General features: G+C 69.6%; 24 protein-coding genes. 11 read left to right on the top strand and 13 right to left on the bottom strand.

The genetic code is table 11. The features are described from left to right. Positions 1-43: 43 nt before the first annotated feature. From FDZ84_RS14875 to FDZ84_RS14885, 3 genes are all read left to right on the top strand, one after another. Entirely contained in the window at positions 44-1342 is a 1299-nt protein-coding gene (locus FDZ84_RS14875) for an MFS transporter (RefSeq protein ID WP_168586391.1), read from the top strand. Between the two features lie 105 nt (positions 1343-1447). Beyond that, positions 1448-2842, top strand: a complete 1395-nt coding sequence (locus FDZ84_RS14880; RefSeq protein ID WP_168586392.1) for an APC family permease — start codon at positions 1448-1450, stop codon at positions 2840-2842. A 60-nt stretch (positions 2843-2902) separates the two neighbouring features. Then, positions 2903-3823: an aldose 1-epimerase family protein gene (locus FDZ84_RS14885; RefSeq protein ID WP_168586393.1), complete on the top strand. Its 921-nt coding sequence runs from the start codon at positions 2903-2905 to the stop codon at positions 3821-3823. A gap of 203 nt (positions 3824-4026) precedes the next feature. Here the strand turns inward: FDZ84_RS14885 and FDZ84_RS14890 are convergent, their stop codons facing one another. After that, entirely contained in the window at positions 4027-5172 is a 1146-nt protein-coding gene (locus FDZ84_RS14890; protein WP_168586394.1) for an acyl-CoA dehydrogenase family protein, read from the bottom strand. A gap of 164 nt (positions 5173-5336) precedes the next feature. Between FDZ84_RS14890 and FDZ84_RS14895 the strand changes: the two genes are divergently transcribed. From FDZ84_RS14895 to FDZ84_RS14905, 3 genes are all read left to right on the top strand, one after another. Then, positions 5337-5936, top strand: a complete 600-nt coding sequence (locus tag FDZ84_RS14895; protein ID WP_168586395.1) for a TetR/AcrR family transcriptional regulator — start codon at positions 5337-5339, stop codon at positions 5934-5936. A gap of 17 nt (positions 5937-5953) precedes the next feature. Further along, on the top strand, positions 5954-6880 hold the full coding sequence (locus tag FDZ84_RS14900) for a carbohydrate kinase (RefSeq protein WP_168586396.1): 927 nt from the start codon (positions 5954-5956) through the stop codon (positions 6878-6880). Positions 6881-7265: 385 nt separating this feature from the next. Beyond that, positions 7266-8570: a citrate synthase gene (locus tag FDZ84_RS14905; RefSeq protein WP_168586397.1), complete on the top strand. Its 1305-nt coding sequence runs from the start codon at positions 7266-7268 to the stop codon at positions 8568-8570. Positions 8571-8742: 172 nt separating this feature from the next. Here the strand turns inward: FDZ84_RS14905 and FDZ84_RS14910 are convergent, their stop codons facing one another. The 3 genes from FDZ84_RS14910 to FDZ84_RS14920 all read right to left on the bottom strand — a co-directional run bounded on the left by FDZ84_RS14910 (position 8743) and on the right by FDZ84_RS14920 (position 11709). After that, positions 8743-9060 carry an ABC transporter permease gene (locus FDZ84_RS14910; RefSeq protein WP_246869022.1) on the bottom strand — a complete coding sequence of 106 codons (318 nt, stop codon included), beginning with the start codon at positions 9058-9060 and terminating at the stop codon, positions 8743-8745. 292 nt (positions 9061-9352) lie between these two features. Beyond that, on the bottom strand, positions 9353-10927 hold the full coding sequence (locus FDZ84_RS14915) for a glycerol-3-phosphate dehydrogenase/oxidase (RefSeq protein WP_168586398.1): 1575 nt from the start codon (positions 10925-10927) through the stop codon (positions 9353-9355). 62 nt (positions 10928-10989) lie between these two features. Further along, the gene (locus FDZ84_RS14920; protein WP_168586399.1) at positions 10990-11709 is read right to left on the bottom strand and encodes a TetR/AcrR family transcriptional regulator; all 720 of its coding nucleotides are present in this window, start codon (positions 11707-11709) and stop codon (positions 10990-10992) included. A gap of 491 nt (positions 11710-12200) precedes the next feature. Between FDZ84_RS14920 and FDZ84_RS14925 the strand changes: the two genes are divergently transcribed. Beyond that, entirely contained in the window at positions 12201-12392 is a 192-nt protein-coding gene (locus FDZ84_RS14925; protein WP_168586400.1) for a hypothetical protein, read from the top strand. A 142-nt stretch (positions 12393-12534) separates the two neighbouring features. Here FDZ84_RS14925 and FDZ84_RS14930 read toward each other — a convergent pair whose 3' ends face one another. From FDZ84_RS14930 to FDZ84_RS14965, 8 genes are all read right to left on the bottom strand, one after another. Continuing rightward, complete coding sequence (locus FDZ84_RS14930; RefSeq protein ID WP_168586401.1) at positions 12535-12927, bottom strand: hypothetical protein; 393 nt, start codon at positions 12925-12927, stop codon at positions 12535-12537. Continuing rightward, positions 12920-15745, bottom strand: a complete 2826-nt coding sequence (locus FDZ84_RS14935) for an FtsK/SpoIIIE domain-containing protein (protein ID WP_168586402.1) — start codon at positions 15743-15745, stop codon at positions 12920-12922. Before FDZ84_RS14935 ends, FDZ84_RS14930 begins: the two co-directional genes overlap by 8 nt. Positions 15746-15880: 135 nt before the next feature. After that, the gene (locus FDZ84_RS14940) at positions 15881-16132 is read right to left on the bottom strand and encodes a hypothetical protein (protein ID WP_168586403.1); all 252 of its coding nucleotides are present in this window, start codon (positions 16130-16132) and stop codon (positions 15881-15883) included. Positions 16133-16276: 144 nt separating this feature from the next. Further along, entirely contained in the window at positions 16277-16537 is a 261-nt protein-coding gene (locus FDZ84_RS14945; RefSeq protein ID WP_168586404.1) for a hypothetical protein, read from the bottom strand. 221 nt (positions 16538-16758) lie between these two features. Continuing rightward, the gene (locus FDZ84_RS14950) at positions 16759-17568 is read right to left on the bottom strand and encodes a hypothetical protein (RefSeq protein ID WP_168586405.1); all 810 of its coding nucleotides are present in this window, start codon (positions 17566-17568) and stop codon (positions 16759-16761) included. A 77-nt stretch (positions 17569-17645) separates the two neighbouring features. Beyond that, entirely contained in the window at positions 17646-17993 is a 348-nt protein-coding gene (locus FDZ84_RS14955) for a PRC-barrel domain-containing protein (protein WP_168586406.1), read from the bottom strand. A 209-nt stretch (positions 17994-18202) separates the two neighbouring features. Continuing rightward, a complete protein-coding gene (locus FDZ84_RS14960; RefSeq protein WP_168586407.1) occupies positions 18203-19006 on the bottom strand; it encodes an alpha/beta hydrolase in 804 nt (267 codons plus the stop codon). 147 nt (positions 19007-19153) lie between these two features. Further along, entirely contained in the window at positions 19154-19861 is a 708-nt protein-coding gene (locus FDZ84_RS14965; RefSeq protein WP_246869023.1) for a DUF4232 domain-containing protein, read from the bottom strand. Between the two features lie 375 nt (positions 19862-20236). Here FDZ84_RS14965 and FDZ84_RS14970 point away from each other — a divergent pair, with 375 nt between their 5' ends. Beyond that, entirely contained in the window at positions 20237-21019 is a 783-nt protein-coding gene (locus FDZ84_RS14970; RefSeq protein ID WP_168586409.1) for a GH25 family lysozyme, read from the top strand. A gap of 189 nt (positions 21020-21208) precedes the next feature. Beyond that, positions 21209-22360, top strand: a complete 1152-nt coding sequence (locus tag FDZ84_RS14975) for a hypothetical protein (RefSeq protein ID WP_246869024.1) — start codon at positions 21209-21211, stop codon at positions 22358-22360. Here FDZ84_RS14975 and FDZ84_RS14980 read toward each other — a convergent pair. Further along, positions 22315-23394: a copper resistance D family protein gene (locus FDZ84_RS14980; RefSeq protein WP_168586410.1), complete on the bottom strand. Its 1080-nt coding sequence runs from the start codon at positions 23392-23394 to the stop codon at positions 22315-22317. The genes FDZ84_RS14975 and FDZ84_RS14980 overlap by 46 nt on opposite strands. Before the next feature lie 953 nt (positions 23395-24347). Between FDZ84_RS14980 and FDZ84_RS14985 the strand changes: the two genes are divergently transcribed. Further along, complete coding sequence (locus tag FDZ84_RS14985) at positions 24348-25397, top strand: hypothetical protein (protein WP_168586411.1); 1050 nt, start codon at positions 24348-24350, stop codon at positions 25395-25397. Further along, positions 25394-26626 carry a glycosyltransferase gene (locus FDZ84_RS14990; protein ID WP_168586412.1) on the top strand — a complete coding sequence of 411 codons (1233 nt, stop codon included), beginning with the start codon at positions 25394-25396 and terminating at the stop codon, positions 26624-26626. Before FDZ84_RS14985 ends, FDZ84_RS14990 begins: the two co-directional genes overlap by 4 nt. The last annotated feature ends 1 nt before the right edge of the window (position 26627 follow it).

Consider the following 26627-nt stretch of genomic DNA (forward strand, 5'->3'; position numbering starts at 1 on the left):
ATGGCATGCCGTTAGCCGGTCTAATCACTAGGATTTTGCATCTGTGCAACCCAGCAGCGGAGCCCCGACCAAGTCCCGTCGATCCATCAGGTCCCTGCTGAGCAAGGTCTTCCTCGACACCAGGCCGCTGCGGTACCCGGCGTACCGCCGCCTGTGGGTGTCCAACATCGTCACCGCCGTCGGCGCGCAGTTCTCCGCGGTCGCGGTGCCCAAGCAGCTCTACGACATCACCGGCTCCTCCGCCTACGTCGGCCTAGCCGGGATCTTCGGCTTGGTGCCGCTGCTGGTGTTCGGCCTGTGGGGCGGCGCGATCGCGGACACCGTCGACCGCCGCAAGCTGCTGCTGATCACCAACGGCGGCCTGGCAGGCAGCGCCGTGCTGCTGTGGTTGGTGGCCGCGGCGGACGTCCGGTCGGTCTGGCTCGTGCTGGTGCTCTTCGCCGCGCAGCAGACTTTCTTCGCCGTGAACATGCCGACTCGCGGCGCCGCGATCGCCCGGCTGATCCCGGTGCACCTGCTGCCGTCGGCGCAGGCGCTCGGCGCCACCGTTTTCCAGTTCGGTTCGATCATCGGGCCGCTGCTGGCCGGCATGTTGCTGCCGATGCTGGGGCTTTCGGTGCTGTACCTGGTCGACGCGGTGGCGTTGTGCGCGGCGCTGTGGGTGGTGTTCCGGTTGCCGCCGCTGCCGCCGCAGGAAGGCGCCCCGAAGCGCGCCGGGCTGCGCGCGGTGCTGGATGGATTCCGCTACCTGGCAATGCATTCCGTGCTGCTGGCGTCGTTCCTGATGGACATCATCGCGATGGTGTTCGGCATGCCGCGCGCGCTGTTCCCGGAGATGGCGGAGCGCACCTTCGGCGATCCGCCTGGCGGCGGCGCGGCGCTGGGCTGGCTATTCGCGGCGATCCCGCTGGGCGCGTTCGCGTTCGGGATGTTCTCCGGCTGGCTGCACCGGATCACGCGGCACGGCGTCGGCGTCACCGCCAGCGTCGTCGCGTGGGGCATCGCGGTGATCGGGTTCGGCTGGGCCGACTCGCTGTGGCTGGCGGTGCTGTTCCTGGCCCTGGGCGGCGGGGCGGACCTGGTGAGCATGGTCTACCGGAGTTCGATCATGCAGGCGGCAGCCACGGACGAGATGCGCGGCCGCATCCAGGGCGTGTTCACCGTCGTCGTCGCCGGTGGGCCGCGGCTGGCCGACACGGTGCACGGCTTGGCGGGCGCGGCGGTCGGCACCTCGACCGCCATCATCGCGGGCGGGGCCCTGGTCGTCGTCGGCGCGGTGGTCGCGGCCGTCCTGCTGCCCGCGTTCTGGCGCTACCGAGCCCCGGCCGCCGGGCAGGCATGACGGCGCCGGAATCGGCATCTTGCCCCGTTTGATCCGGCCGCAGCAGCGCGGTTCGACCAGGGGTGGGCAGACAACCGGACGAACCACCCTGCACACTTCTCTGCTATGGCCAACGAACAGACCGTGAACGACGCTGCGCCCGGCGGTGCGCAGGAGCCTGGCCTCAAGAAGGTGATGGGCCCGAAACTGTTGCTCTTCTTCGTGGTCGGAGACATCCTCGGCACCACGATCTACTCCCTGACCGGCAAGGTCGCCGGCCTGGTCGGCGGGGCGCTGTGGATCCCGTTCCTGGTCTCGTTCGTGGTCGCCTTCCTGACCGCGTTCAGCTACCTGGAACTGGTCGGCAAGTACCCGAAGGCGGGCGGCGCGCCGCTCTACGTCCACAAGGCGTTCGGCATCCACTTCCTGACGTTCCTCATCGCGTTCGCGGTGATGTGCTCGGGCATCACGTCCGCCTCGTCGGCCGCACAAGCGTTCAGCGGTGATTACCTGGACGCGATCTTCGGCGAGGGCGTGCCGTCCTTGCTGGTGGCGTTGGGCTTCGTGCTGCTGCTGGCGGCGGTCAACTTCCGCGGCGTCGGCGAGTCGGTGAAGATGAACGTGGTGCTGACCTGCATCGAGCTCACCGGCCTGCTGATCGTGATCGGGTGCGGCCTGTGGGCGATCTTCGTCGGCAACAGCAACCCGGACCTGGTTCCGGACCCGAGCCGGTTGGGCCAGCTCAACACCGAGACCACTCCGCTGCTGGCGATCACGTCGGCTACCGCGCTGGCGTTCTTCGCGATGGTGGGCTTCGAGGACTCGGTGAACATGGCCGAGGAGACCCGCAACCCCACCAAGAACTTCCCGCGCGCCCTGCTGCTCGGTCTGACCATCACGGCGTCGATCTACCTAGTGATCGCGCTGATCACCTCCACGCTGGTGCCCACCGACGAGTTGGCCGGGTCGAGCGGGCCGTTGCTGCTCGTGGTGCAGGCCGCGGCGCCGTGGTTCCCGCCGGTCGTCTTCTCCATCATCGCGCTGTTCGCGGTGACGAACAGCGCGCTGATCAACATGCTGATGGCCAGCCGCCTGGTCTACGGCATGGCGAACGAGGGCATCGTCCCGGCGGTGTTCGGCAAGGTGCACCGGGCCCGGCGGACCCCGTGGGTGTCGATCCTGTTCACCAGCATCATCGCGTTGATCCTGGTGAGCCTCCTGGACATCGGTTCGCTGGGCAGCACCACGTCACTGCTGTTGCTGGCGGTGTTCACGGTGGTCAACGTGGCGGTTCTGGTGCTGCGCAAGGACAAGGTGGAGCACCAGCACTTCAAGGCGCCCACCTGGGTCCCGGTGCTGGGCGCGATCCTCTGCGCGTTCTTCGCCAGTCCGCTGTCGGGCCGTCCGGCGACCGAGTACTACATCGCAGGGGCGCTGCTGGGGATCGGCGTGATCTTCTGGCTGATCAACTACTTCATCAAGGGCCAGACGAAGTTCGATGCCGAGGCGTTGAACAAGTGAGTCCCGATCGGGTCACCGTTCGCGGTGACCCGATCGCCGCACCGGCCGTACAGTTGGCAGGTGAATGATCCTGTTCCCGCTACCGGACGGCAGTTCGAGATCGCGTCCGGAGCTTCGCGCGCCGTGATCACAGAAGTCGGTGCGGCGCTTCGGGTCTTCGAGGTCGACGGCGTGCCGTACGCGGAGACCTATGACGCGGACCGGTTGCCGCCAGCCGGTGCCGGCGGAGTTATGGTGCCGTGGCCGAACCGGGTCGCCGACGGGCGCTGGCGGTTCGACGGCGAGCCGCAGCAGTTGGCGCTGACCGAGCCCGCGCGGCACAACGCGATCCACGGCCTGTTGCGGCACACCGCGTGGACCCTCGTCGAGCATGCCGAGTCGACGGTGGTCCTGCACGCGATGGTGCCCGCGCAGCCGGGTTGGCCGGTGCCGCTGCTGACGTCCATCGGGTACGCCCTGGACGCGGACGGCCTGACGGTGACGCACACCGTGGAGAACCTGGGCTCGCGGGCGGTTCCGTTCGGGGTCGGCGTGCATCCCTACCCGCGCGCCGGCAACGCCGAAACCGACGACTGCACGCTCCGGCTGGCGGCGTCGACGGTGCTGCCGGTGGACGCGCAGCGGCTGCTCCCGGCGCGACCGCCGCGTGCCCTGCAGGGCGACGAGATGGACTTCCGCACCGGGCGCAGGCTGGCTGGTGTGCTGCTCGACACGGCTTTCGGCGGCGCGACCCCGGCGCCGGGCGACGAGTTCGTGCGGCACACGCTCACCGATCCGAGCGGGCACGGCGTCCAACTCTGGGCCGACCCGGTGTTCAAGTGGGTGCAGGTCTACACGGCGGACGACTTCCCGGGCCGGGGCAGGGCGATCGCGATAGAGCCGATGACCTGCCCCCCGAACGCGTTCAACTCCGGCGAAGACCTCTTGGTCCTGCAACCCGGCGAGAACTGGATCGGCCACTGGGGCCTCAACCCGTTCTGACACCGACCCCTTCCGCAACCTGACACCAACCCCTTTCCGCAACGCGGAATCCCGGTTCCCCTGTCCGCAATTTCAATGGAAATCGGACCTTCGATTTCAATGGAAATTGCGGACCTCCGGTGTGTCGGGTGCCCGACACACCTCCGACACACCGGAGGTTGTGGATAACTTCCGCAATTTCCATTGAAATTGCGGACGAGAGGTCAGGGCTTCGCGAGGTGGCGGGCGATCAGCATGCGTTGGATCTGGTTGGTGCCTTCGAAGATCTGCAGGACTTTCGCTTCGCGCATGTAGCGCTCCGCCGGGAAATCCCGGGTGTAGCCCGCGCCGCCGAGCACCTGAACCGCGTCGGTGGTCACCTTCATCGCCGCGTCCGTCGCGACGAGCTTCGCCACCGACGCCTGCTGCCCGAACGGCAGCCCGGCGTCCCGGCGCCGCGCGCCGTCGAGGTACGTTGCTCGCGCCGAGTGCACGGCCGCGGCCATGTCCGCGAGCAGGAACTCCAACCCCTGGAATTCGATGATCGGCCGCCCGAACTGCTGCCGCTGCTTGGCGTAGTCAACCGCGAGGTCCAGCGCCGCCTGCGCCAACCCGACCGCGCACGCTGCAATGCCGAGCCGACCGGAGTCCAGCGCCGACAGCGCGATCTTCAGCCCCTGACCTTCGGATCCGACGAGCCGCTCGGCGGGCACCCGCGCGTCCTCGAAGTAGAGCGGCGTGGTCGGCGAGCCGGTGAGCCCCATCTTGTGCTCGGGTGGGCCCGCGGAAAGCCCCGGCGTGGCGGCGTCGACGAGCAGGCAGCTGATGCCGAGTGGCCCGTCGTCCGAGGTCCGGGCCATGAGCGTGTAGAAGTCCGCGATCCCGCCGTGGGTGATCCAGGCCTTGGCCCCGTTGACGGCGTACGAGTCGTCCTGGCGCACGGCCCGGGTGTTCAGCGCCGCCGCGTCGGAGCCGGCGTGCGGCTCGGACAGCGCGTACGCGCCGAGCAGTTCGCCGCCGATCATCCCCGGCAGCCACCGGGACTGCTGCTCCGCGCTGCCGAAGTTCGCCAGCGGGTAGCAGCTCATGGTGTGCACCGAGAGCCCGACGCCGACGGTCATCCAGGCGCTGCTGAGCTCCTCGAGGACCTGCAGGTACACCTCGTACGGCTGGCCGCCGCCGCCGTGCTCCTCGGAGTACGGCAGGCCGAGGAAGCCGGACTCGCCGAGCAGGCGGAAGGCGTCGCGCGGGAACTTCTCCGCGGCTTCATCGCCGACGGCCCGCGGGGCGAGCTCGGCGCGGGCGATTTCGCGGGTCAGCGCTAGCAGGTCGGTGGCTTCGGAAGTGGGAAGCAGGCGTTGAACGGGCATGGCGGTTCGCGCTCCTGAGGCCATTGTGACAGCTGTCGGTAGTACTGTTGCCAGTACTGTTGCCAGTACTATTGCCAGTACTGTAGGGCGTTCATGAGTACTGTGAAAGTTCGGAGCGGAAACTTCGAGCTACTGTTCGCGAGAGCTGTGGCAGGCTTCCACCGATGACCACCTCCGAAGGCCGTCGTCGGCCGGTGAACGCGCGGCGGGCCGAGCTGCTGGATCGGCTGCGCGACCTTTTCCTCGCGGAGGGGTTCGCGCACTTCACGCTGGACGACCTCGCCGGCCGGCTGCACTGCTCCAAGTCGACGCTGTACACCCTGGCGGGCAGCAAGGAGCAGCTCGCGGTCCGCGTCGTCGCGCACTATTTCAAGGGCGCCACGCGGCAGGTCGAGCAGCGGGTCGCGGCCAGCGACGACGTGCGGGATGAGGTGCGGCTGTACCTGGAGGCGGCGGCCGAGGCACTGCGGCCAGCGTCCCGCGAGTTCATCGACGACATGGCCGCCAACATCGCGACCCGCGCGACCTACGAGGCCAACGCGCACGCGGCCGCCGACCGGATCCGCGGCTTCATCCGCGAGGGTGTGCGCCAGGGCGTGTTCCGGGAGGTACACGCAGGGTTCGTCGGTGAGATGGTCGGCCGCACCATCGTCGGCATCCAGCGCGGGGAGATCGGCGAGCGCACCGGCCTGTCGGACGCGGCGGCCTTCGCCGCGCTGTCGCAGTTCCTGCTCGGCGGGCTGACCGCCGGCCCGGAGGTCTAGTACACAGTGGAGGAAATGTGATCGTCATCGGCGGTGAGGCGCTCGTCGACCTCGTCCCGGATCCGTCCACCGCGGACGGCGAGCTCGGACCGCTGCACCCCCGGCTCGGCGGTGGCCCGTACAACGTCGCGATCGCGTTGGGGCGGCTGGGGATTCCGTCCGGGTTCTTCGCCCGGTTGTCCACCGACCAGTTCGGGGACAAGCTCTTCGAGCGGCTGCGTCTCTCCAATGTGGACGTCGAGCTGGTGGAGCGCGGCCCGGAGCCGACGACGCTGGCCGTGGTCGGGCTGGCCGAGAACGGTTCGGCCCGCTACAGCTTCCACACCGAAGGCACCGCCGCGCGCTTCGTCGCCGCCCGGCCGCTGCCGGAGCGGACCACCACGGTCTGCCTGGGTACTCTCGGCATGGTGCTCGAACCCGGCGCCTCGGTGTACGAGGAGGTGCTGTTCCGGGAGGCCGCGCGCGGCCGGTTCATCGCGTTGGACCCGAACATCCGCGCCGACCTGATTGCCGACCCCGACGCCTACCGCGCGCGGTTCGCCTCCTGGTTGCCGTCGGTGGGGCTGCTGAAGGTCTCGGACGACGACGCCGGATGGCTGGCGGGCGGCCAGGACGTGCTCGCGGCGGCCCGCGAATGGCGGCAGCAGGGTCCGGCCGCAGTGGTGCTGACCAGGGGAGCCGACGGGCTGACGGCGGTGACCGGCGAGGGTGAGGTGACGGTGCCGAGCGTGCGCGCCGAGGTCGTCGACACCATCGGCGCGGGCGACACCGTGCAGGCCGCCCTGCTGGCCTGGCTGCACCGCAACGACGCCCTGTCGGCGGACGCCGTACGGGCGCTCGACCGGGCGCAGTGGGAACGGGCGCTGCGGTTCGCCGCGGCCGCGGCTGCGGTCACCGTGTCCCGGCCTGGTGCCGAACCGCCGTGGGCAGCCGAGCTGTCCTGATTGACCGAAACCGGCTACGACGTGCGCGAAGCCACCTTGTGAGGTAAACCGCGCGAGACCGAACGGTCCAAATATGGTTAGCCCGATCGGACGGGCTTGTTGGTCACAATGAACGGACCGCTCGGCTCCAGAGGGACGAAAATCATCCGCCGCGATGGGCCCGATGTGATGTGATCGTGGTCCCACCTGCAAAAAGCCGAAACGCGATAGCTGCGCAGGGGCCCCACTGCGGTCTAGCGTGACTACTGACAGGACCCCAACGGGGTGGTGCTGCGGCGGTTCGGATACCCCGACCGGCGCGCAGGCGACGACGCAGCCCTGCCGCTTGGCCGGGCAGCGCTGGTCGTCTTGATAGCGCACCCCGACGAGCGCGAGAGGTTCCCGAATGCCCGACGACGTGACCGCCAAACGTACCGTCGCGCTGCGCTATGACGCCGGCGAGCACGAAATGCAGGTGAAGCAGCCCACCGAGGGCGCCCCCGGGGTGGACCTCGGCAAGTTGCTGGCTCAGACCGGTTTGGTGACGTTGGATCCGGGCTTCGTCAATACGGCGGCCTGCCTCTCCGACATCACCTACATCGACGGTGACGCAGGCATCCTGCGCTACCGCGGCTACCCGATCGAGGAGCTCGCGGCCAAGTCGAACTTCATCGAGGTCAGCTACCTGCTGATCTACGGTGAGCTGCCGACCCAGCAGCAGTACGACGAGTTCGCCGAGCGGATCCGGCGACACACCCTGCTGCACGAAGACCTCAAGCAGTTCTTCGACGGCTTCCCGCGGGACGCGCACCCGATGCCGGTGCTGTCCTCCGCGGTCTCCGCGCTGTCCACCTTCTACCAGGACAGCCTCAACCCGTTCGACAAGAACCAGGTGGAGCTGTCCACCGTCCGCCTGCTGGCCAAGCTGCCCACCATCGCGGCCTACGCCTACAAGAAGTCGGTCGGACAGCCATTCCTTTACCCGGACAACTCGCTGGGCCTGGTGGAGAACTTCCTCCGGATGACCTTCGGTTTCCCCGCCGAGCCCTACGAGGTCGACCCGGTGCTGGCCCGCGCCCTCGACCTGCTGTTCATCCTGCACGCCGACCACGAGCAGAACTGCTCCACGTCGACGGTCCGGATGGTCGGCTCCGCCGAGACGAACCTGTTCGCCAGCATCTCGGCCGGCATCAACGCCCTGTTCGGCCCGCTGCACGGCGGCGCGAACAGCGCGGTACTGGAGATGCTGGAGGGCATCCAGGCCAACGGTGGCGACGTCGACTCGTTCGTCAACCGGGTGAAGAACAAGGAGCCCGGCGTCCGGCTGATGGGCTTCGGCCACCGGGTCTACAAGAACTACGACCCGCGCGCGGCGATCATCAAGAAGACCGCCGACGAGGTGCTCGGCAAGCTCGGGGCCAACGACCCGCTGCTGGACATCGCCCTGAAGCTCGAGGAGAAGGCGCTCGCCGACGACTACTTCATCGAGCGCAAGCTGTACCCGAACGTCGACTTCTACACCGGCCTGATCTACAAGGCGATGGGTTTCCCGACGAAGTACTTCACCGTGCTGTTCGCGCTCGGTCGGCTGCCCGGCTGGATCGCGCACTGGCGCGAGATGCTGGAGGACCCGGCCCGCAAGATCAGCCGTCCGCGGCAGGTGTACACCGGTTCGCCGGAACGCGCCTACCAGCCGATCAACCAGCGCTGAATCGAAACCTGAATCCAGTCGGTAGCCGACGCGACCGACCCACCAGCGGCCCCGGACACCGGCCTCTCGGCCGGTCCCCGGGGCCGATCCGTGTCTGGACAACGGCTCGACCTGCCGGTCGCAGTGCGATTTCAATGGAAATCAGAGGTTCGATTTCAATGGAAATTGCGGTTCAGGACGCGCGGAGGGCGTCGCGGACCTTCACTCGGGAGCCGGTGCGCAGCACCGCGTTGGAGTAGATCCGGCCGCCGAGGCGGAGCAGGACGGCGATGGCCGCGATGCTCAGGACGGTGGCCACCGCGATCTCCCAGGGGGCGGCGACGCCGAGCGCGATGCGCATCGGCATCAGCGTCGGCGAAAAGCCCGGGACCAGGGAGAGCACCGCCGCGAACGTGCTGTCCGGCGAGCTCGGCAGCATCGAGACGCCGATGACGAACGGCACGACCAGCACCATGATCACCGGGCTCCCGGAGATCACACGTCCGCACACCCGGAAATCTCATGTCCGCCGATCCGGACCAAACTGTCCACCCACCCAGATTTTTCCGTGTCCGCTGACAAGGAGGGGCACCCGCAGTCCAGGGAACCTCTCAGGTTCCGCTAAGCGACCACCCACCCACTCCGTTCGCCAACAGGCTCTGAGCTGAGAACCCGCGGCGGTGCAAGCTGCGTGGGCCAAGCGGCTGGCGCCGCTTCAAAGACAGAAGCCCGCCCTGCCACACCCCGGACGACCACTTCCCAAACAGCCTCTATAGCCCAAAAGACTCACGGCCTGCGTTCGCTCAGTCGGAAACTCCGGGCAGTGCGCGTTCGACGAGTTCTTCGACCACGGGGAGGGCCGATGCGCGTTCCGCGGGGTTCAGGCCGATCCGGCTGCGCCGGTCGAGGACATCCGCCGCGTCGAGGGCTCCTTCGTGGCGGACCGCCCACAGCACCTCGGCGGCCGTGAGCCGCAGGCCCGGCGAGACCGGTTCCGCGAGGCCCGGGTCGAACTCGGCCAGCGCCGCGACGCGCGCGGCCTCGGTGCCGTACTTCGCGACCAGCGGTGCGGCCGCTTCGACGTTCGTCAGGTGGCGGCGCGGCGCGGCGCCGACCAGTGCCACAACCGCGGTGCGCGACGGCCCGGCGGACAGCCCGCCGGCGCGGACCGCCGCGTCGACGGCGTCGGCGCCCATTTTCCGGTAGGTGGTGAGCTTCCCGCCCACCACGGTCACCACGCCCTCCGGCGAGGTCAGCACCGCATGCTTGCGCGACAGGTCGGCCGCCTCCTTGTGGCCCGGCTGCTCCAGCAGCGGACGCAGCCCCGCGAACGAACCGAGCACGTGCTCGCGCTCCAACGGCTGCCCCAGCGCATCGCGCACCGCCGCGAGGAGAAAGTCCACATCGGACTCTGGTACCTCGGGCACGGACGGGATCGGCCCTGGCACCGGCTCGTCGGTCAGCCCGAGCAGGGCGCGGCCGTCGGGCTGCGGCAGCAACAGGACGAACCGGCCCGACTCGCCCGGCATCGGGACGACCAGCGAGGTCCCGGCGATCCCGGCGGCATCCGCGTCGACCAGCAGGTGCGACCCGCGCGACGACCGCAGCTGGACGTCCGGCGAGAGCTCCCCGGCCCACACCCCGGCCGCGTTGACCACCGAGCGGGCCTTGATCCGCAGCGACTCGCCGGTGCGCTGGTCCACCACGTCGGCCCCGCCGCCGTCGATCCGGCGCGCGCGAACGTGGGTGAGGATGCGCGCGCCGAAACCGGCCGCGGTGCGCGCCAGCGCGACGACCAGGCGCGCATCGTCGACGAGCTGACCGTCGAAGGCGAGCAGGCCACCGCGCAGGTCGGCGGCGCGCACGCCCGGCACGAGGGCGAGCGCCTCCGCGGCGGGAATCCGCCGGGGAGGCGGGAGCACGCTCGACGGGGTGCGAGCCGTGCGGCGCAGCGCGTCGCCGGCGTGGAGCCAGGCGGCGAGCACCAGCTCGGAGCGGCGCGACACGCTGCCGTGCAGCGGGATGAGCTGCGGCAGCGTGCGCACCAGGTGCGGAGCGGTGCGCGTCATCAGCACGTTGCGCTCGACGGCGCTTTCGCGGGCCGTGGCGACGTCGCCGTGGGCGAGGTAGCGGAGGCCGCCATGCACGAGCTTGCTGGACCAGCGCGACGTTCCCCAGGCGAGGTCCTCGGCTTCCACGAGCGCGACGGAGAGCCCGCGGGCGGCCGCGTCCAGGGCGGCCCCGGCGCCGGTGACGCCGCCGCCGACCACCAGCACGTCCACCTGGTCGTCAGCCACTGCGGACAGGTCGGCGGTGCGGCGCGCGGCGTTCAGCGAGGTGGCGCGCAGCGAACCGGCTGGCAGCGGGGTGGTGATCATCGGACCTCCGGGCGGCTCGGTGGGGTACCGGGGACCGCAGTTTCAACTGAAACTGCGCACGGTCAACGGTTTCCCGCAGTTCCAGTTGAAACGGTCGAAAACCGGTTCGGTCGGGGATCGGCGGGCGGCGGGCCCAGGGCGCCGTCGAGGAGGTACGTGAGCTCGTCGGTCAGGGCCGTCGGGTCGATGCCGCTGGTGGCAGGGCCGGCGGAGACTACGAACGACTGCACCAGCAACAGCAGGGCACGGGCCTGCACGGCCGGGTCGGCGCGTCGGATCGACCCGTCCTCGTGACCCCGCACGAGGTATTCGCGGATGAATCCCTCGGCGGCGAGCTGCGTGCTGCCGAGCCGTTCGACCAGATAGGGCAGCAGGAGCTCGGCATCGGTCTCCAGGACCCGCTGCGGCAGCGGCGCCGATTGCAGCAGGCGAACGCCGTGGACCGTCGCGGCGACCAGGCGCTGCCGGCCGCTTCCGGTCGCGTCCCCGGTGCTGGCCAGCTGCAGGATTTCGCCGAACTCCATCGTCATCAGCGCGGTGACGAGGCTGTTTACGTCGGGGAAGCGCCGGTACAGCGTCATCCGGCTGACCCCGGCGCGGCGCGCGATCTCGGTCAGGGTGGTGCGCCGGACGCCGTTGGCGAGCACGCATTCCCGGGCGGCCCGCAGCAGTTCGGCGTCGCCGACCCGGTTCGTCGCCGGGCGGGTCGGTCGGTCCGCTGCCGCGGTCGGCCCCGCCGCGGTGCTGTGACATTGCGACGTGCTGTGACATTGCGACGTCATGTGTAACACTGTACTGGTGAACGGCCTGCTCGAACACACCCTCCGCGGCAGCTGGGCCCCATCAGGTGCGTCGGCCGCACCGCTGTCGGCACGTTCGCTGCGCTAGTTGCGGCAGCGAACCGGCCTGGCCGAGATGACGACGCGCGCGCTGACAGCCACCAGGCCCTGGGCGCCGCCGTCGAGCCGCGCGGGCTCGCCTACCGGCACACCGACCTGCGGCCCCGGTGAGCGGGCACGCTGATCGCGAACTTCAACGCCGGGAGCCGACGGCGCAGCGCTGTAGCGGCTGTTCCCAGGTTCGCTTGCGCATTGGTGCGTCCTCGCTGGCTGGGTGTGGGGTGAACGGACCGTCCGTCCCGGTAGGTGAAGTGAACGTCCGTTCGCTCCATCCGCTGTCGCCACGTGCGGCGGCGACCCGCTGGCGGTGTTCGACGCGCTCGCGGAAACGGTTCGCGGGGCCGGATTTCCGCGCCTGTGCCTCGATCAACACGATGGTCGACTTGGCCGACCCGGACAGCGCGGTGCACCGTGTTGCGGCCGAGCACAAGGAAGACGTCACCGACTACGTGGACGGCCTGCTGCGGGAGGCGGGCCGCCGTCGCCACCGGGAGCTGGCCGAGCAGTTCCTGCTGCTGGTCGACGGCGCCAACGTCACCGCGCTGCGCGCACGACTCGAAACCTAAGCGCCCCAAGGAAATGCTGTCGAGCAATCAGTCAGGGGGAAACTCAGGCTAGCGGCTTAGGCGTGAAGGGCGCCTTCTGCCGGTCGACTTGGCAGCGAGGTGCCTGTACTCACTCCGCTCGATCCGCACAGGAGAAGCTGCATCAGGACTCCTTCTTGCGGCGGGGGCGGAGGCTCGCGGCGAAGCGTGGCTTTTCGAGGGCGCTGTGGAGCGCCATGTAGGCCGCCTGGACTTCGCGGCGGGAATCGTCCGGGTTGGACGCCCGCGCCGCGGGGTCGGGGTCAGGCATGCTCTTGACCTGCATCCACCGCTCGTCCCACAGCGCCTCCATCGCGGCGTTCCATCGCTTGCGCACGTCTTCGACGACCTGCTCGCGCTGCTCGTCAGCCGCCTCCCGGCGCTGCCGCCCCGCGGCGACCGCCTCGCCGAGCTCGCCGGCACGCTCCCGCTCGTGCCGGCGCAGCTGCTGCGCGGCGGTGGTGGCCAGGGCGGTGATCTCCTTGTACCGGTCCGCGGCCGGAACCTGCTCAGTCACCAGCTTCCTCCCGGATCTCGCACGGCTCGTCCGCCGCCCGCTGCGCGGGCACCGTCAGCACTGGTTTGGCCTGGTCGCCGAGGTCGAAGGGCAGGATCACCTCGGGCCGGGAGTGCACCGCGCGGTCGAAGAACAGGCCGCGCCGCGCCCGCGGCGACCAGTTGACCATCTGCCCGGCCGCGAACGCGGCCAGCTCCTGGCCGTGCACGTCGAAGGCGACCCACGCGCCGATGTCGTCGACCGGCCCCATGCCGAGGGTGTTCTTCACCCGCTGCGCGCTGCGCCACCAGCCGATCACGTGCACCCGCAGTTCCGGGCCCTGCTTGAGGATTTTCCGCAGGTGATCCAGCCCGCTGACCCTGGTGGTCGGGTCCTTGCGCTCGAGCGTGGTGTGCGCCGCGTCGGCGGCGTAGAGCACCAGGCAGTGCGGCACGTCGGCGCCGGAGCGGTGGTCGATCGTCTCGGCCGCGGCCGCCAGTGCGGCCTCGATGCCGTCCAAACCGACCAGTTCCACGTCGTGGCCGTCGTTGCGAAGGGTTTTGGCGACGCCGCAGGCATCGTCTTCCACATCGTCCAGCAGGGCGGCGATGGTGAACTTGATGGTGCCCGGATCGTATTGCCGGGCAAGGGAAAGCGTCGCCGTGCCGAGCACGCTGATCGCGTCCGCGAGCACCGAGCCGATCACCGCGACGTTGCGCCCCGGCGATCGCGCGAGCCGCACCGCGGCGGCCGTGCCGTTGACGTCGATGATCTGCCCGAGCAGCACCTTCGGCACCGCCACCGGTGCGCTCAACTTCGCGTAATCATCCAATGTGGACAGTTCCGGCAGGTTCGAGCCGTCGAACAACCTCGGCTGCGGGGCGTCGTCGTCGAGCTTCTTGCAGAGCGCCAGCTGCAGCGCGTCGAAGGTGTTCTTCGCGGTCGCGTCCGGGATGCGCGCGATCTTGTTGCCGTACTTGACGCCCGACTCGTGGTTGACGACCGCGTGCCACCGGGGCAGCTCAATCGCCGCGTTGTTCTGGTCGGCCAGCACCCGCCGGGCCTTGGGCAGCGCGATCCGCAGGATGAACTGCTCGAAGATCGCCGGCTTGCCCCAGAACGCCTCGATCCCGGACACGTCCTGGCTGGCCAGCACCAGGTGGATGCCCTGCGAACGGCCGCGCCGCGCGACGTCCTCCAGCAGCGAGGCGGCCTGCGCGGTCACCGGGTCGCGCTCGGCGAAGAGGTACTGGAACTCGTCGATCACGGCGACGATCCGCGGCCACCGGCCGGTCGGGTCCACGGCGCGCAGCTCCTCCAGCTTGGTGACCTCGTGCTGCTTGGCGGACTCCGCGCGCCGTCGCATCTCGTCGGCCAGGAAGCGCAGCAGCGCCAGCCCGAACTCGCGGTCGGTGTTGACGTTCACCCCGACCAGCTTGGCGTGCGGCAGCCAGCTCGGATCCCGGCGGCCGGGGGTGAACTGGGCGAACGACACGCCCTCCTTGAAGTCCAGCAGGTACAGCTCCAGCTCGTCCGGCGAATAGCGGGCGGTGAGCCCGCCGAGCATGCCGTAGAGAAAGTTCGTCTTGCCCGAACCGCTGGGGCCACCGATCAGGGTGTGCGGGCTGCCGTCACCGAGGGTGATCGACACCGGTTCGCCCTCGTCGAAGCCGACCGGCGCGTGCAGCCCGGCCGTCGAACGCTGCGTCCAGAGCTGCTCGGGCACCAGGTCGTCGAAGGTCCGCACCCGGGCCCGCCGGGCGAGGAACGCCTCCGCGATCATCGAGCACGCCTTGGTGGCCTCGTTGCGCGACGGGGACTCGTCCAGCTGCACAACGGCTTCCGGGCCGGTCATGCTGGTGCGAGCCCGGTTGCTGCGGAGCAGCGTAATGGATTCGATCGCGCTGTTCACGGTCAGCGAGAGGTCCACGACGATCAACTGGATGCCGCAGGCCAGGCCGTTGCGGGCGATCCGCTGCAACTGTTGCTGCTGCTCCTCGCGCAGCGGCTCGCCGTTGCCGAAGAGCACCGCGATGCGCCACGGCTCCGAGCGGTGCCCGGTGTCCGCGGCCAGCGAGCGCAGCGAGGTGTGGCCGCCGACCAGCGAATCGGTGTGGATCCGCCGGATGTGGTCGGAGAGCGCTTCGAGCATCTCGTCCAGCCGGGTCGGATCGTGCGCGGTGAGCAGGCCCGCGCGGGCCAGCGGGTACAGCCCCGGCAGGGTCCCGGTCAGCTGCGCGACGTCCCAGACGTGGATGCGCACCTGGCCGGGCTGGAAATGGCTGAGCAGCCGCAGCAGCAGGTTCTGCACCAGCGCTTCGGCGGAGTCGGGGTTGTAGTCGGTGATGATCCGCAGGTGCGACTCGTCCAGCAGCGGGATGGCGGCCGGAAACGGTTGCGGGGCGGGCGAATCCGGGACGGTCGCGGTGCCGATCCGCCACAGCTCGGGCGGCGGCGCGGCCGCGTCCCGGGTGCCGATCTCGCCGAGCCACTCCGGCCACGGGAGCCCGGCGGACCCGGGAGCGGCCTCCGCCGCGAGCCTGCCGAGCTGCTCCGGCCCCCGCTCGGTCCACTCCGCGTAGATCTCCGCGCGCATCCGCTGCGCTTCCCGCATCGCGGCCTGGAACACCGGGTCCGCGGGATCGGCGATCTCCGCCGGTCGGCGTTCCGCAGCGGCCACCCCGACCTGCGCGATGCGCAGCGCGAACTCCTGCTGCGCGCATTCGGCGAGGACGCGGTCGTGTTCCTTCTCGGCAGCGCCGAGCGCCGAGGCGATGCTGGTGCGCAGGCGTTCGAAGGCTGCTTCGATCCGACTCCGCCGCTCGTTGCGTTTACCCACACCTCACCTCGGAACCCGTGTTACAGACTGTGATCAAAATACCACTCGACGAGAAACCGGGCAGGCCCCTGGGGTGCCCATTCACAAGGCCGAATGCGGCGCAGTTGAGCACCGAACACGGAAAGCCGCCGCGTACTACAGGCGGGTGGCGAAGTCGCGGACCGTATCGAGGATGCGCTCGATTGCCGCCTGCGTTCCCTCGATCTGGTCATCTGCGCGGGGAAGGCCCGGAGGGATCGCGGATGCGGGGTGCTCCGGGTCGAGTTTCGCCAGCGCCTGCTGTGCCTGGGCCAGCGCGGTGCGGCAGGTGGCGAGGTGGGCACCCGCGTCCTCCAGGCGTTCCTCCGCGGTGCGCAGGGTCTGGATCAGTTCGTCGAGAGTCGACACGGGGCCACCGAGCCTGTCTTCGAGTCGGGTCGATCTTCTGTCGTTGCGGCCGCAGTATGGCGATTTCGCGCGAAATCGCCATAAGGCACGCGTGGGGGGCGGCGATTTCGCGCGAAATCGCCGCCTCGCAGAACGGCCGGGAGCCTACAGGCGGCCCGCGTAGCCCTCGGTGGAGTTGATCGTGGCGCTGAGCGTGCCCTGCACTCCGTTGATCGTCTGCATCACCTCGGCGAGCATGCCGTGCGCGTGCTGCATCTCTTCCTGGGTGCTGCCCTGGGTCGCGGCCACCAGTGCGGCTTGCGCCTCTTCCAGTGCGAGGTTGCCCTGTTGCAGGGCGGCGATGGCCTCCTGCATCTTCTGGTTTGCCAAGGCAATGCCCGCGCGAACTTCTTCGACGCCCGCCATCTGGACTCAGGACCTCCGTGGTGCCCAACGCTGTACCGGTCCACAAGTTAGCGTTCGGCGTCGCCGACGGCGCAAGCAGGTGGGTGCAGGTGATCACGGGTTGATCGCGGTGCGTGACGACCAGCGGAATTGATCACCGGACCGGTATGCCCCCGGGTGGGTGGGCGCCGTGCCGGGTGTCGAGGGAGTCGGTCGCGGCCGGCGGTGGCCACTTAGGATTTCTATTTGTCCGTTTCCGGATCGATCGCCGAGATCTCGATCGACGCCACCCCCGACGGCGGCGTCGGGGCGGCCGTCCACCGGGTGGTGGCGCGGTGCTCGTCGACGCGCAGCCGGGACCAGCCGGTACCGCCGAGCGTCGACATCGCGCCGAGCACGATCTCCGGCAGGTCGCCGAGCGCCGGCCCGAGGTCCATCGCGACCCGCACCAGCGGCGGATCGATCGCGTACTCGGTGATCGTGGCCGTCCGGGACAGGCGGCTGGCCACCGCCCGGGCGGGCCATTCCGCGCCCGCTCGCCGCTCCGTGACCACTTCCACCAGCAGGCGCAGCCGCGGCCTCAAGTTCCCGTGCTCGTCCACGTCGCCGATGCCCTGCGAGACCTGCGCGGGCGGCTCGTCCGGATCTGCGAGATCAGACCTGCCGAACAGGATCGACCCGCCGGACCACGCCTCGACCAGCATTCGCTCCCCGCCGCCGACCAGGTCGCCCACCAGGTCCGGGTGGTCCACCACGGCCCAGGCCGTCGGCGGTTCGCAGGACACCCGGTGCCGGGCGTAGTCGGGACCGAGCGCGCGGAGGAAGTTGCGCACCGCGCGGGACAGCCCGGCCACGTGCTGCCCGGTTTCCGCGCTGCCCCTGCTGATCGTGACCGACCAGCAGCCGGGCTCCTCGTCGGAACAGTCCCCGGAGGCCACGATCCGGCCGCCGATTCGTTGCACCAGGCCGCGGCACGCGGCGCGTGCAGACGGCTCGTCGTCGGCCGCGACGACGACGGTGATCAGCAGTTCGAGCTCGGTGTTCTCAGCCATCGCGAGACGCATTCTCCCGCACGGGCCCGGAACGTCGAACGGATGATCGGGTGAAGTCGCGCGAACCGGCGCGGTGCTCAGGCTTCGCCCTCGTCAGGCCCGGTCGGTTCGCCCTGGCCGAGGCCGTAGTAGTGGTAGAGGTCGCGGCCCTCCTGGTCGGAGAGGTGGCCGTGCTCGGCCTCGACGCGCGGGGCGTTCTTCACCCGGTCCCTGGAGACGCCCAGCTCCAGGCGGTTCTCCTCGGTGGTCGCGCCGTTAAGCGGCACGAAGGTCTCCTTGACGCCGAAGATGCCGATCCGGACGGTGACCCACTCCGGCTGGTGCGTGACGTCGTCGACGTAGACGTTGCCGACCCGGCCGACCCGGTCGCCGTTGCTGTCGAACACCGGAGTGCCGATCAGGTCCTGTGCGCGCTCGACGTTCATGGCCACCTCGCTCGCTCCGCCCCGCCTGGAGGCCGACCCCCGTCGGCCTCCTCAAGCTGCATGCGGTGGACCTGAGCTGCAACCGCGCAAGCGACACGCCTCACCCGAACAGGTATTGATCGTGATTATTTCCGCCCGCTACTAACAATCTTCGGTTTTCGGCAGGAGCTGCCCCAACCGCCACGCAAGACGAGCCGGAAAGCGGGGCCCTACGAGTTCAGCTCGCGGCCGATGAAGGTGAGGATGTCGTTCATCACCTCGGCCTTGTTGGTCTCGTTGAGCAGCTCGTGGCGGCCGCCCGGGTAGATGTGCTCGTGGAACTCGCTGCCGCGGATGCGGTCGATGCCGGTGCGGGTGTCGGCCTCCGGCACCAGCTCGTCGTCCTCGCCGTGCACCCACAAGGTCGGCTTGTCCAGCATCGGCCCGTCGTTGATGGCCAGCAGGCAGTCGTCGATCGCCTGCAGAGTGGCGCGCTTGAACGGGCCGTGCCAGACCAGCGGGTCGGTGACGTAGGCCGCACCGACATCGGGGTCGCGGGACAGCGTCGCCGGGTCGATCGGGGTGTCCGGGATCACGTCGTGCTCCAGGAGGTCCAGCACGTGCCAGGTGCCCAGCACCGGAGCGGACAGCACGACCGCCGCCAAGTGCTCCTGGTGTTCCTGGGCGTAGCGGGCGGCGAGCATCCCGCCTATCGAGTGTCCGATGAGGACGACGGGCAGTTCCGGATGCCCGGCGGCGACCTCCCGGCGCAGGGTTTCCAGATCGGCCACGATCGTCTCGGCGTCCTCGAAGTAGACCCGATCGCCGGGCGAGCGGCCGTGCCCCACGTGGTCCGGGGCGTAGGCCAGCGCGCGGGCGCCCACCAGCTGCTCGGCCACCCACTGGTACCGGCCAGAGTGCTCGCCGTAGCCGTGCGCGATCAGCGCGATCCAGCCCGGGTTGGTCCCCGACCACTCCCGCACCGCCAGCTCGCCGTGCCGTCCGCTGACCACTCGATCCGTTGGCTCGATCATGCCGCCACCCCAGCACACCTCATACGGCCGGGCCAGCCCCCCTGGGTTATTCGCCGTTCGGTCTTCCGCCGCGCCGGTGTCGTCGCAGCTCAGCAGTGGAGCGACCGGGGCGGAGGCCGGTTCCGCGGGAAACCGGCCTGACCGGCGTCACTGGTGGTACGCGCTGTTGTTGATGGCGCCGAAGCCGCACACCGGGCCCAAGTTCCAGGTGACGGCGAGGGCATCGGTCTCGTCCGGCGGGATGACCTGCGCGCCGACCGGAGTCGGCTGGCACGGGCCGTCCGTCGGCTCGCCCTCGTGCGGGACCGCCGTCCAGTGCAGCGTGGCGCTGGCCGACCGGCCTGGCGCGAGCGTGATCAGGTTCGGTCCGGGGTTCGGCGTCCGCTCCATGGTGGTCGGCAGCGGCTTGCCGGACCCGTCGACCAGCTGCATACCGCCGTAGCCGTAGAGGGTGCAGGTCTCCTTGCTGGTGTTCTGCAGCACCAGCTGCGCGTAGCGCTGGCCTGCCCCGGCCTCGGAGTTCTGCAGCGAACCCGTGAGCATCGAGGTGTGGCAGCGCTCCACCTTGCTCGGTTGGTGACGCGCCTCGGCCGTCGTGGGCGTCGCCCGGCTGCCGGTGCTGCTGGCGTTGCCGGCGTTCGTGTTGGTGTTGCCGTCGGTCCCGGGTTGGGGCGCCGGCTGTTCTGCCGGACTGGCGGCCGGTGGTGTCGGTCGGACGTTTTGCGCCGGTGCCGTGATGGCTTGGCCGCTCTGGGCGCTCTGGGCGCCGCAGCCCGCCATCAGCCCGGCGATCAGCAGTGCTCCGGACGCCTGGAGCGCCCGCGGGCCGAAACTCCGGAATCGTTGCGGGATCACGATGACCACCTCCCGTCCCCGTCCTCGCGGCGGGGCCGTCGGTAATTGCTCTACTGCGCTGAAGACGTCCGGCTGTCGGTGTGGTTGCCTCCGCCACCGATTTTCCCGCCGTCCGCGACCGTTCGGTCCGCCTGCTCCACGTGCCGCAATCGGCGCCCGCGACCAGTGGATCGAGTGACGGTCCACTGCACCGAAAAGGTCGTATTGCGGCCGAGAACAAACCCGACCTGGGTAATTTCCCGCACCGCGATTTCGCAGCATCTCGCTCTGGTATCGACCAATCGGGTGGTGATCTTGACCTGAACGGCGGGACTGCCCGAATGCTGGACTTCGATAGTTTGGCACCGGCATGAGGCCGTAGTCAGGGGGTTGATCATGGCCGAGCGAATTCCCGGTATTGACGTCTCGCGATATCAGGGGGAACCCGACTGGGGAGCGGTTCGGGGAGCTGGATACGCGTTCACCTACATCAAAGCGACCGAAGGCGTCGGATACGTGAGTCCGACGCTGGACTCCCAGCTGGCCGGTGCGCGCGGTGCCGGGCTGGTCACCGGGCTGTACCACTTCGCCCGCCCGGACACGAATTCCCCGCAGCAGGACGCGGCCGATTTCGCCGCTGCGCTCGGGCGGTTGAACTCCAGCGCGGCGGGCAACCTGCCGCCGTGCTTGGACATCGAAACGGATGCGCCGAACCTGGGCGGCTGGGTCAAGGGGTTCATCGACGCGATCCGCGGGCACACGGGCCGGCACGAGGTCGTGGTCTACGCCTCGACGTCCTGGTTCCAGGGCAAGCTCGCGCCGGAGACCTGGGTCGACCCCGGGGTGTTCCTGTGGGTCGCGCACTACGGCCGCCCACCGGGCGAACCCGGTTACCTCACGGACCGGGTGGCGATGCACCAGCACGCCTCGGACGGGCAGGTTCCGGGGGTCGGCGGCAACACCGACCTGAACGTGTCGATGGTTCCGTTGGAGGTGCTCACCGGGGCCGGTGGGCCGACTCCGCCGCCACCGCAGGAGACCTACGTCGTGCAGCCCGGCGACACGCTTCCCGAGATCGGGCAGCGATTGGGCGTCGGTTGGCGGGAGATCGCCCGGGTCAACGGCATCACCGACCCGGACCTGATCTACGTCGGCCAGGTGCTGAAGATCCCGCGCTGACCTAGCCGTCGTTCGTCGCAGAATCCCGTTCGTTCCGGGAGTGAACGGGATTCCGGCTATTCCGGCCTGTCGTGCACGGACCGGGCGCACCGCCAAAAATTACCGCCGAGTATGTCGTTGCGCCCCGCTCGCGATCAGTACCGACTACCGTTTTTCGGGTGAACATCGCGAAGTGCGGAGGTGAACGCGATGGCGAGTACAGCGGAGCTGCTCCGTTGCCACTGGACGCGTGGTGAACCGGGTCGGGAGGCTCCCCGGGAACTCGTGGTCGCGCTCTACCGCTGGTGGGTGGCCGCGATGGTGCTCAAGATCGCGGGTGCCACCTGGGACATCTGCTGGCACTTTCGGTGGCTGCGCGACGATTTCGCGCCACCGCACCTGATCAACACGGTCGGCACCGTGATCGTGATCGGCCTGGTGGTCTTCCACACCTACACCGGGATCGGCGTCGACCGCGCCACGCTTCGCTGGATGCAGTGGGGGCTCGGCATCTTCCTGGTCGCCGCGCCGCTGGACGTGATCAACCACCGGATCAACGGGCTGGACATCACCGCGTGGAGCCCTTCGCACGCGTTGCTCTACCTCGGCACCGGGCTGCTGAGCGTCGGCCTGCTCCGCGGGTGGGCCCGCTACGGCGGCGGTGGCCGCTATTTCTACCCGGTCACCTGCTTCCTGTGGTTCACGGTGCTCGACAACTTCCTGTTCCTCAACCAGCATCAGGAGTACGGCGTGCTCGGGTTGGCGGCCTGGGAGCGCGGTACTCCGTACGCCGAGGACACCCTGCTGCAGTTCGCCGCCGACGACCTCGGGCGGCCCCTGGACTGGATCGCGGTCAAGTCGTTCACGCTGCCGGTGCCGGACTGGGTGTACCCGACGTGGGCGACGGTCACCGGACTCGGCACGCTGGTGCTCGCCCGGCGGCTGGCCGGGCGCCAGTGGACGGCGACCACCATCGCCGCGGGTTACCTCATTTTCCGTTGCGTGGCTTGGGCATTGCTCGGGACGGCGGGCTTCCCGATCTCGGCCGTGCCGTTCTTCCTGCTCGCCGGGGCCGTGGCGGTCGACCTCTCGTTCCGTCTGGCGCCGGCGATCCGGCCGTTCGCCGGCGCGCCGGTCGTGACGGCGGTGACCTACCTGGCGTTGTGGATGCAGCAGACCTACCTCGCTTCGCCGCCGGTCGACTACTGGTCGGCGCTGTACGCGGTGGTCTTGTTCGCCGCGGTGTGGTGGCTCGTCTCGTACCTGCTCGACACCGAGAGCGGTCGCCGGAGCTGGCGGCGGGTGGTGTCGCGCGGTCAGACGATGACCGGGGCGCGGGAGAGCACGACCCCCAGGCCGTAGGCGATGCCCATCACGCCGACCTCGGCAGCGGCCCAGCCGATCAGCGCGGTGCGCTGGTGGCGCGCGATGCGGGGCAGCAGGCGGAAGCGCATCTGCGACGCCACCGCACCGAGCACCACCAGGCACCCGGCTTTGGCCAGGATGATCTGGCCGTAGCCGGTGTTGATCAGGCCGGGCAGGCCGACGGCCGGCGTGATGATCAGCTCCATCAGGCCGTTGAACAGCCCGGAAATCCCCACGACGAAGATCGCGATGGTGGCGAGCTTCGAGAAGCGCGGCAGGGCCTCGGCGAGCAGCCCGCGGCGCGGCGCCACGAACAGCGCGACGGCGGCCAGGCCGCCCGTCCACATCGCTGCGCCGATCACGTGCAACTCCATCGAGATCATGCTGAAGTCGTGGTACTGCCAGTCCGTGGCGTGACCGGTCAGCGGCATCGGGAGCAGGCCGAGCAGCGCGATGATGGTGCGCAGTTCCGCCGGGACCTTCTCGCCGACCCGGACCGCGACCAGGCCCAGCGCCGCGCACAGGAGCCCGGCGCCGGCGCTGGCGAGCAGGCCGGGACCTGCCGGGACGTCCGCTACGTAGTCGATCAGCAGCCCGGTTGTGAGGGGGCGGTCCGGGCTGAGCTCCGCGGTCTGCAGTACCAGTGACAGCAGGGCGCTGAGCATCCAGACCAGCGCGGTGACCACCGTGAACTGCCTGGCAAGCGCCATGACCGGCTCGGTGTGCTTGGGGCGGTCGAAGCCCAGCAGCTTCGGCAGCAGGCTCAGACCGACGGTCGCCAGCGCCGCGACGTCGAGCAGGGCTCGCACGGCCGGCAACCCGAAGTGCACGAGCGGCGGCAGGTCGGGGAGGCCCGGGATGGTGCCGACGGCCGTGTAGGCGGTCGCGGCCAGCGCGGTCAGCAGCGCACCGCCCAGGAGTGCCGCCACCACGGCGGCCTTGGCGCCGACCACATTGCGTTCGTCCGTGTCGGCGGGGTGCGCCGGCTTCGCGGACCGGCTGTGCTGGGAGACGTCGGAGTCGGCAGCCACAAGTGCATCGTCTCACCCGGATGAGCAAGCATTGCCGTTCGGTCCGGAGGAAGCGCCGGATTTCATCACTGGTCGTGACCGAATTGTTTCGGTGCGCGAACAGTTTCGCGGGCGTGATGTTGTCGTGGTGTCGCATTCGTCACCGTTTCCGCACCGAATAGTTGATCTTCTCCCAATGCGATTTCCCTGCTGGCGGGGTGTCTTCACCCGGATATCGATAATCCACGGGTTTGTCCACCGGGCAGTGCCGTTCCGGTCCGGCTTGGGTGGGAAGTGTTGCTGACAAAGTCCTCAGCAACGTTGTTCTACAGTCGTGCATGTGTATCCGGCGGACAGTGCAGAGGCGCATGCGGGGGGTGCGTCCGGCGCGCCTCGGTCGTGCGCGGGTGCAACGATTCCGAAAGTTGCTGGGTTCTTTCCGCACGTTTCGTCGAACAGTCGACTTTCGTTCACCGGATCGGTTCGCACATATTCGTCTGGCGTTTCACGGGCCGCCGCAATTACGTGCTTTGCTGTAATGCCCGGTGGGCGGACCGAGGTCGGCATGCGGGTTTCCTGGAGGCTTGACCGGGGCGGTGCCGAACCGCGTTTCCGCAGTCTAGGACGGGTTTCGGGGTCGATCCAGGGGCGTCGTGACCCAGCGGTCCGGCGGGCGTCCCAGGGTGCGAACCTGGCACGTCTCAGGGAAATTGGGGGTCCGGCCCCGGATGTGAGTCGGACTCGCGAGACGCGAGATTGAGCGGTGTGGACGAACAGCGAAGGCAGGAATCGGCGGGTTCGGAACCTGGCACTGGTAGTAGGCCGACGCGGCGGACGCCGCGGGGCTCGACAGTGGGACGTGGCATGGATCGCGCACTAGGGTGTTCGGTAGTCGAACGTTCCCGCAGCCTGCTGAAGAGGACTGACCCGGTCGTGCACCACCATCCGACCACGCCCACGGGGAGTGGTCCGCGATGACTGCACTCGCGGTGCTGCTCGCCGCGCTGGGGGCCTGCGGGTACGCCGTGGGAGCACGACTGCAGCACGCCGCGGTGCACGACACGATGGACGGCGGCGGGCTCGGCCTCCGCAGCCAGGCCCAGCTCCTCCGCAACCCCCGCTGGTTGGGGGGCTTGGCGGCGCTCGGCAGCGGCACGGTGCTGCACGCCTGCGCGCTCGGCCTGGCACCGCTGAGCGTGGTGCAGCCGGTCGGCGTGCTGGCGCTGCCGATCACCGTGCTGCTGAACCTCCGGCAGCAGGGCATCCACGCGCGCGACCTCAAACCCAGCGTCGCGCTCTCGGTGGTCGCGGCCACCGGCGGCGTCGGCGCCTTCGTGTTCCTCGCTGCTGGCAGCGCCACCGCCACTCCGATCGCGGGCGGCGAGCAGCTGCTGGCCACCCAGCTGGTGGCTGGAGCGATCCTGATGCTCGGCGTGCTGGCCGTGCTGACCCGGTCGAAGGCGCGTTGCGTGCTCTTCGCCGCTGGCTGCGCGGTGGCGTACGGGTACGTCTCGGTGCTGATGCGGGCGGTGGCGCAGCAGCTCGGCACGACCGAACTGCTGGACATCAACCCGCTGCCGCTGCTCGGCATCGTCGTCGCGATGGTGGTGGGCGGTTGGCTGCTGCAACACGGGTACGCCAGCGGCCCGCCGGACCTCGTGGTGGCCTGCCTGACCGTGATCGACCCGCTGGTGGCCGTGGGCCTGGGCATTGGACTGCTCGGCGAAGCCGACCACGTCAGCACGTGGACGGCCGTCGGCGAAGCCCTTTGCGCCGTGGTGGCCTGCGCCGGCGTCTTCGCGCTGGCCCGCTACCACCCCGACACCCAGGCGCAACGGGCTCCCGCCACCGCTGCGGCCACCGTGTCCTCCGCTGTTGGTCTGCCTTCTGCGACCACCGTGCATTCGACCACCGTGCATTCGACCGCTGTGCCCCCGACGACCTCCACGACCGCCACTGCGACCGGCAGCAGTGATCTTGCCGGACCGAGTTCGACAGATCGTCCTGACGGGAGTTCCACTTGACTTCGCAACCGTTCAGTAGGCGCCCGCTGCGGATCGTGGTCGGCGCGACCACGTATCCCCCCGACGTGAACGGGGCGGCGAACTTCGGCCACCGCCTGGCGACCGGGCTGTCCGGTCGCGGCCACGACGTGCACGTCGTCTGCCACTCGACGGACCGGGAGTCGCGCACCGACGTCGAGGACGGCGTGACGGTGCACCGCGTCGCCTCGTACGGCTCGCCGTTCCACCCGTCGATCCGGGGGCTTCTGCCGTGGCAGGCCGCCCAGGCCGACCGGCTGATCGCCGAGATCCAGCCCGACGTCGTCCACGTGCAGTCGCACTTCTTCATCTGCCGCGGCCTGATCAACTCGGCGCGCCGCCGGGACATCGGGCTGGTGGCCACCAACCACTTCATGCCGGAGAACATCTTCGGCTACTTCAAGGTGCCGCAGGTCCTCCAGCACGCGGCGGGCCGCCTGCTGTGGCACAACCTGGTCAAGCACTACCGCAAGGCGCAGCTGGTGACCGCTCCGACGCCGCGAGCCGTCCAGCTGTTGCAGGAGAACGGGTTCGCCGAGCTGGCGCTGCCCGTCTCCTGCGGCATCGACGTCGAGCGGTACCGGCGTCGGGCCCGGAGCTACCGCAAGCAGCACCCGGATCCGGGCACCCGCACCGTGCTGTTCGTCGGACGGCTCGACGAGGAGAAGCACATCGACGACCTGCTCCGGGCCATGGCGCTGTTGCGCACCAAGACGCCGACGCGGCTGGAGATCGTCGGCAACGGCAGCCGCCGCGCCGCCTTCGAGCAGCTCGCGGTGGAACTCGGCATCGCCGACCGGGTGCACTTCCACGGGTTCCTCAGCGACAGCGAGCTGCTCGACGCCTACGCCCGCGCCGACCTGTTCTGCATGCCCAGCATCGCCGAGCTGCAGAGCCTGGCCACCATGGAAGCCATGTCGGCGGGCACCCCGGTGGTGCTGGCCAACGCCATGGCCCTGCCGCACCTCGTGCAACCGGGCCAGAACGGCTGGCTGTACCCGCCGCGGGACGTGCACGCCCTGGCCAGCGCGATCGACGACGTGATCAGCGACCGCGTGACGATCGACCGGATGGGCGCGGCCAGCGAGCGGCTCGTGTCCCGGCACGACATCGACGAGATCCTGGGCCGGTTCGAAGCGATCTACCGCCACGCGATCGACCCGGCCGGCGCCGTCGAGCTCGACGAGATCCGCACCGAGCTGGCGAGCTGAT

Origin of the sequence: Saccharopolyspora sp. ASAGF58, assembly GCF_012277335.1 — a bacterium.
GTDB classification, from domain to species: domain Bacteria; phylum Actinomycetota; class Actinomycetes; order Mycobacteriales; family Pseudonocardiaceae; genus Saccharopolyspora; species Saccharopolyspora hattusasensis.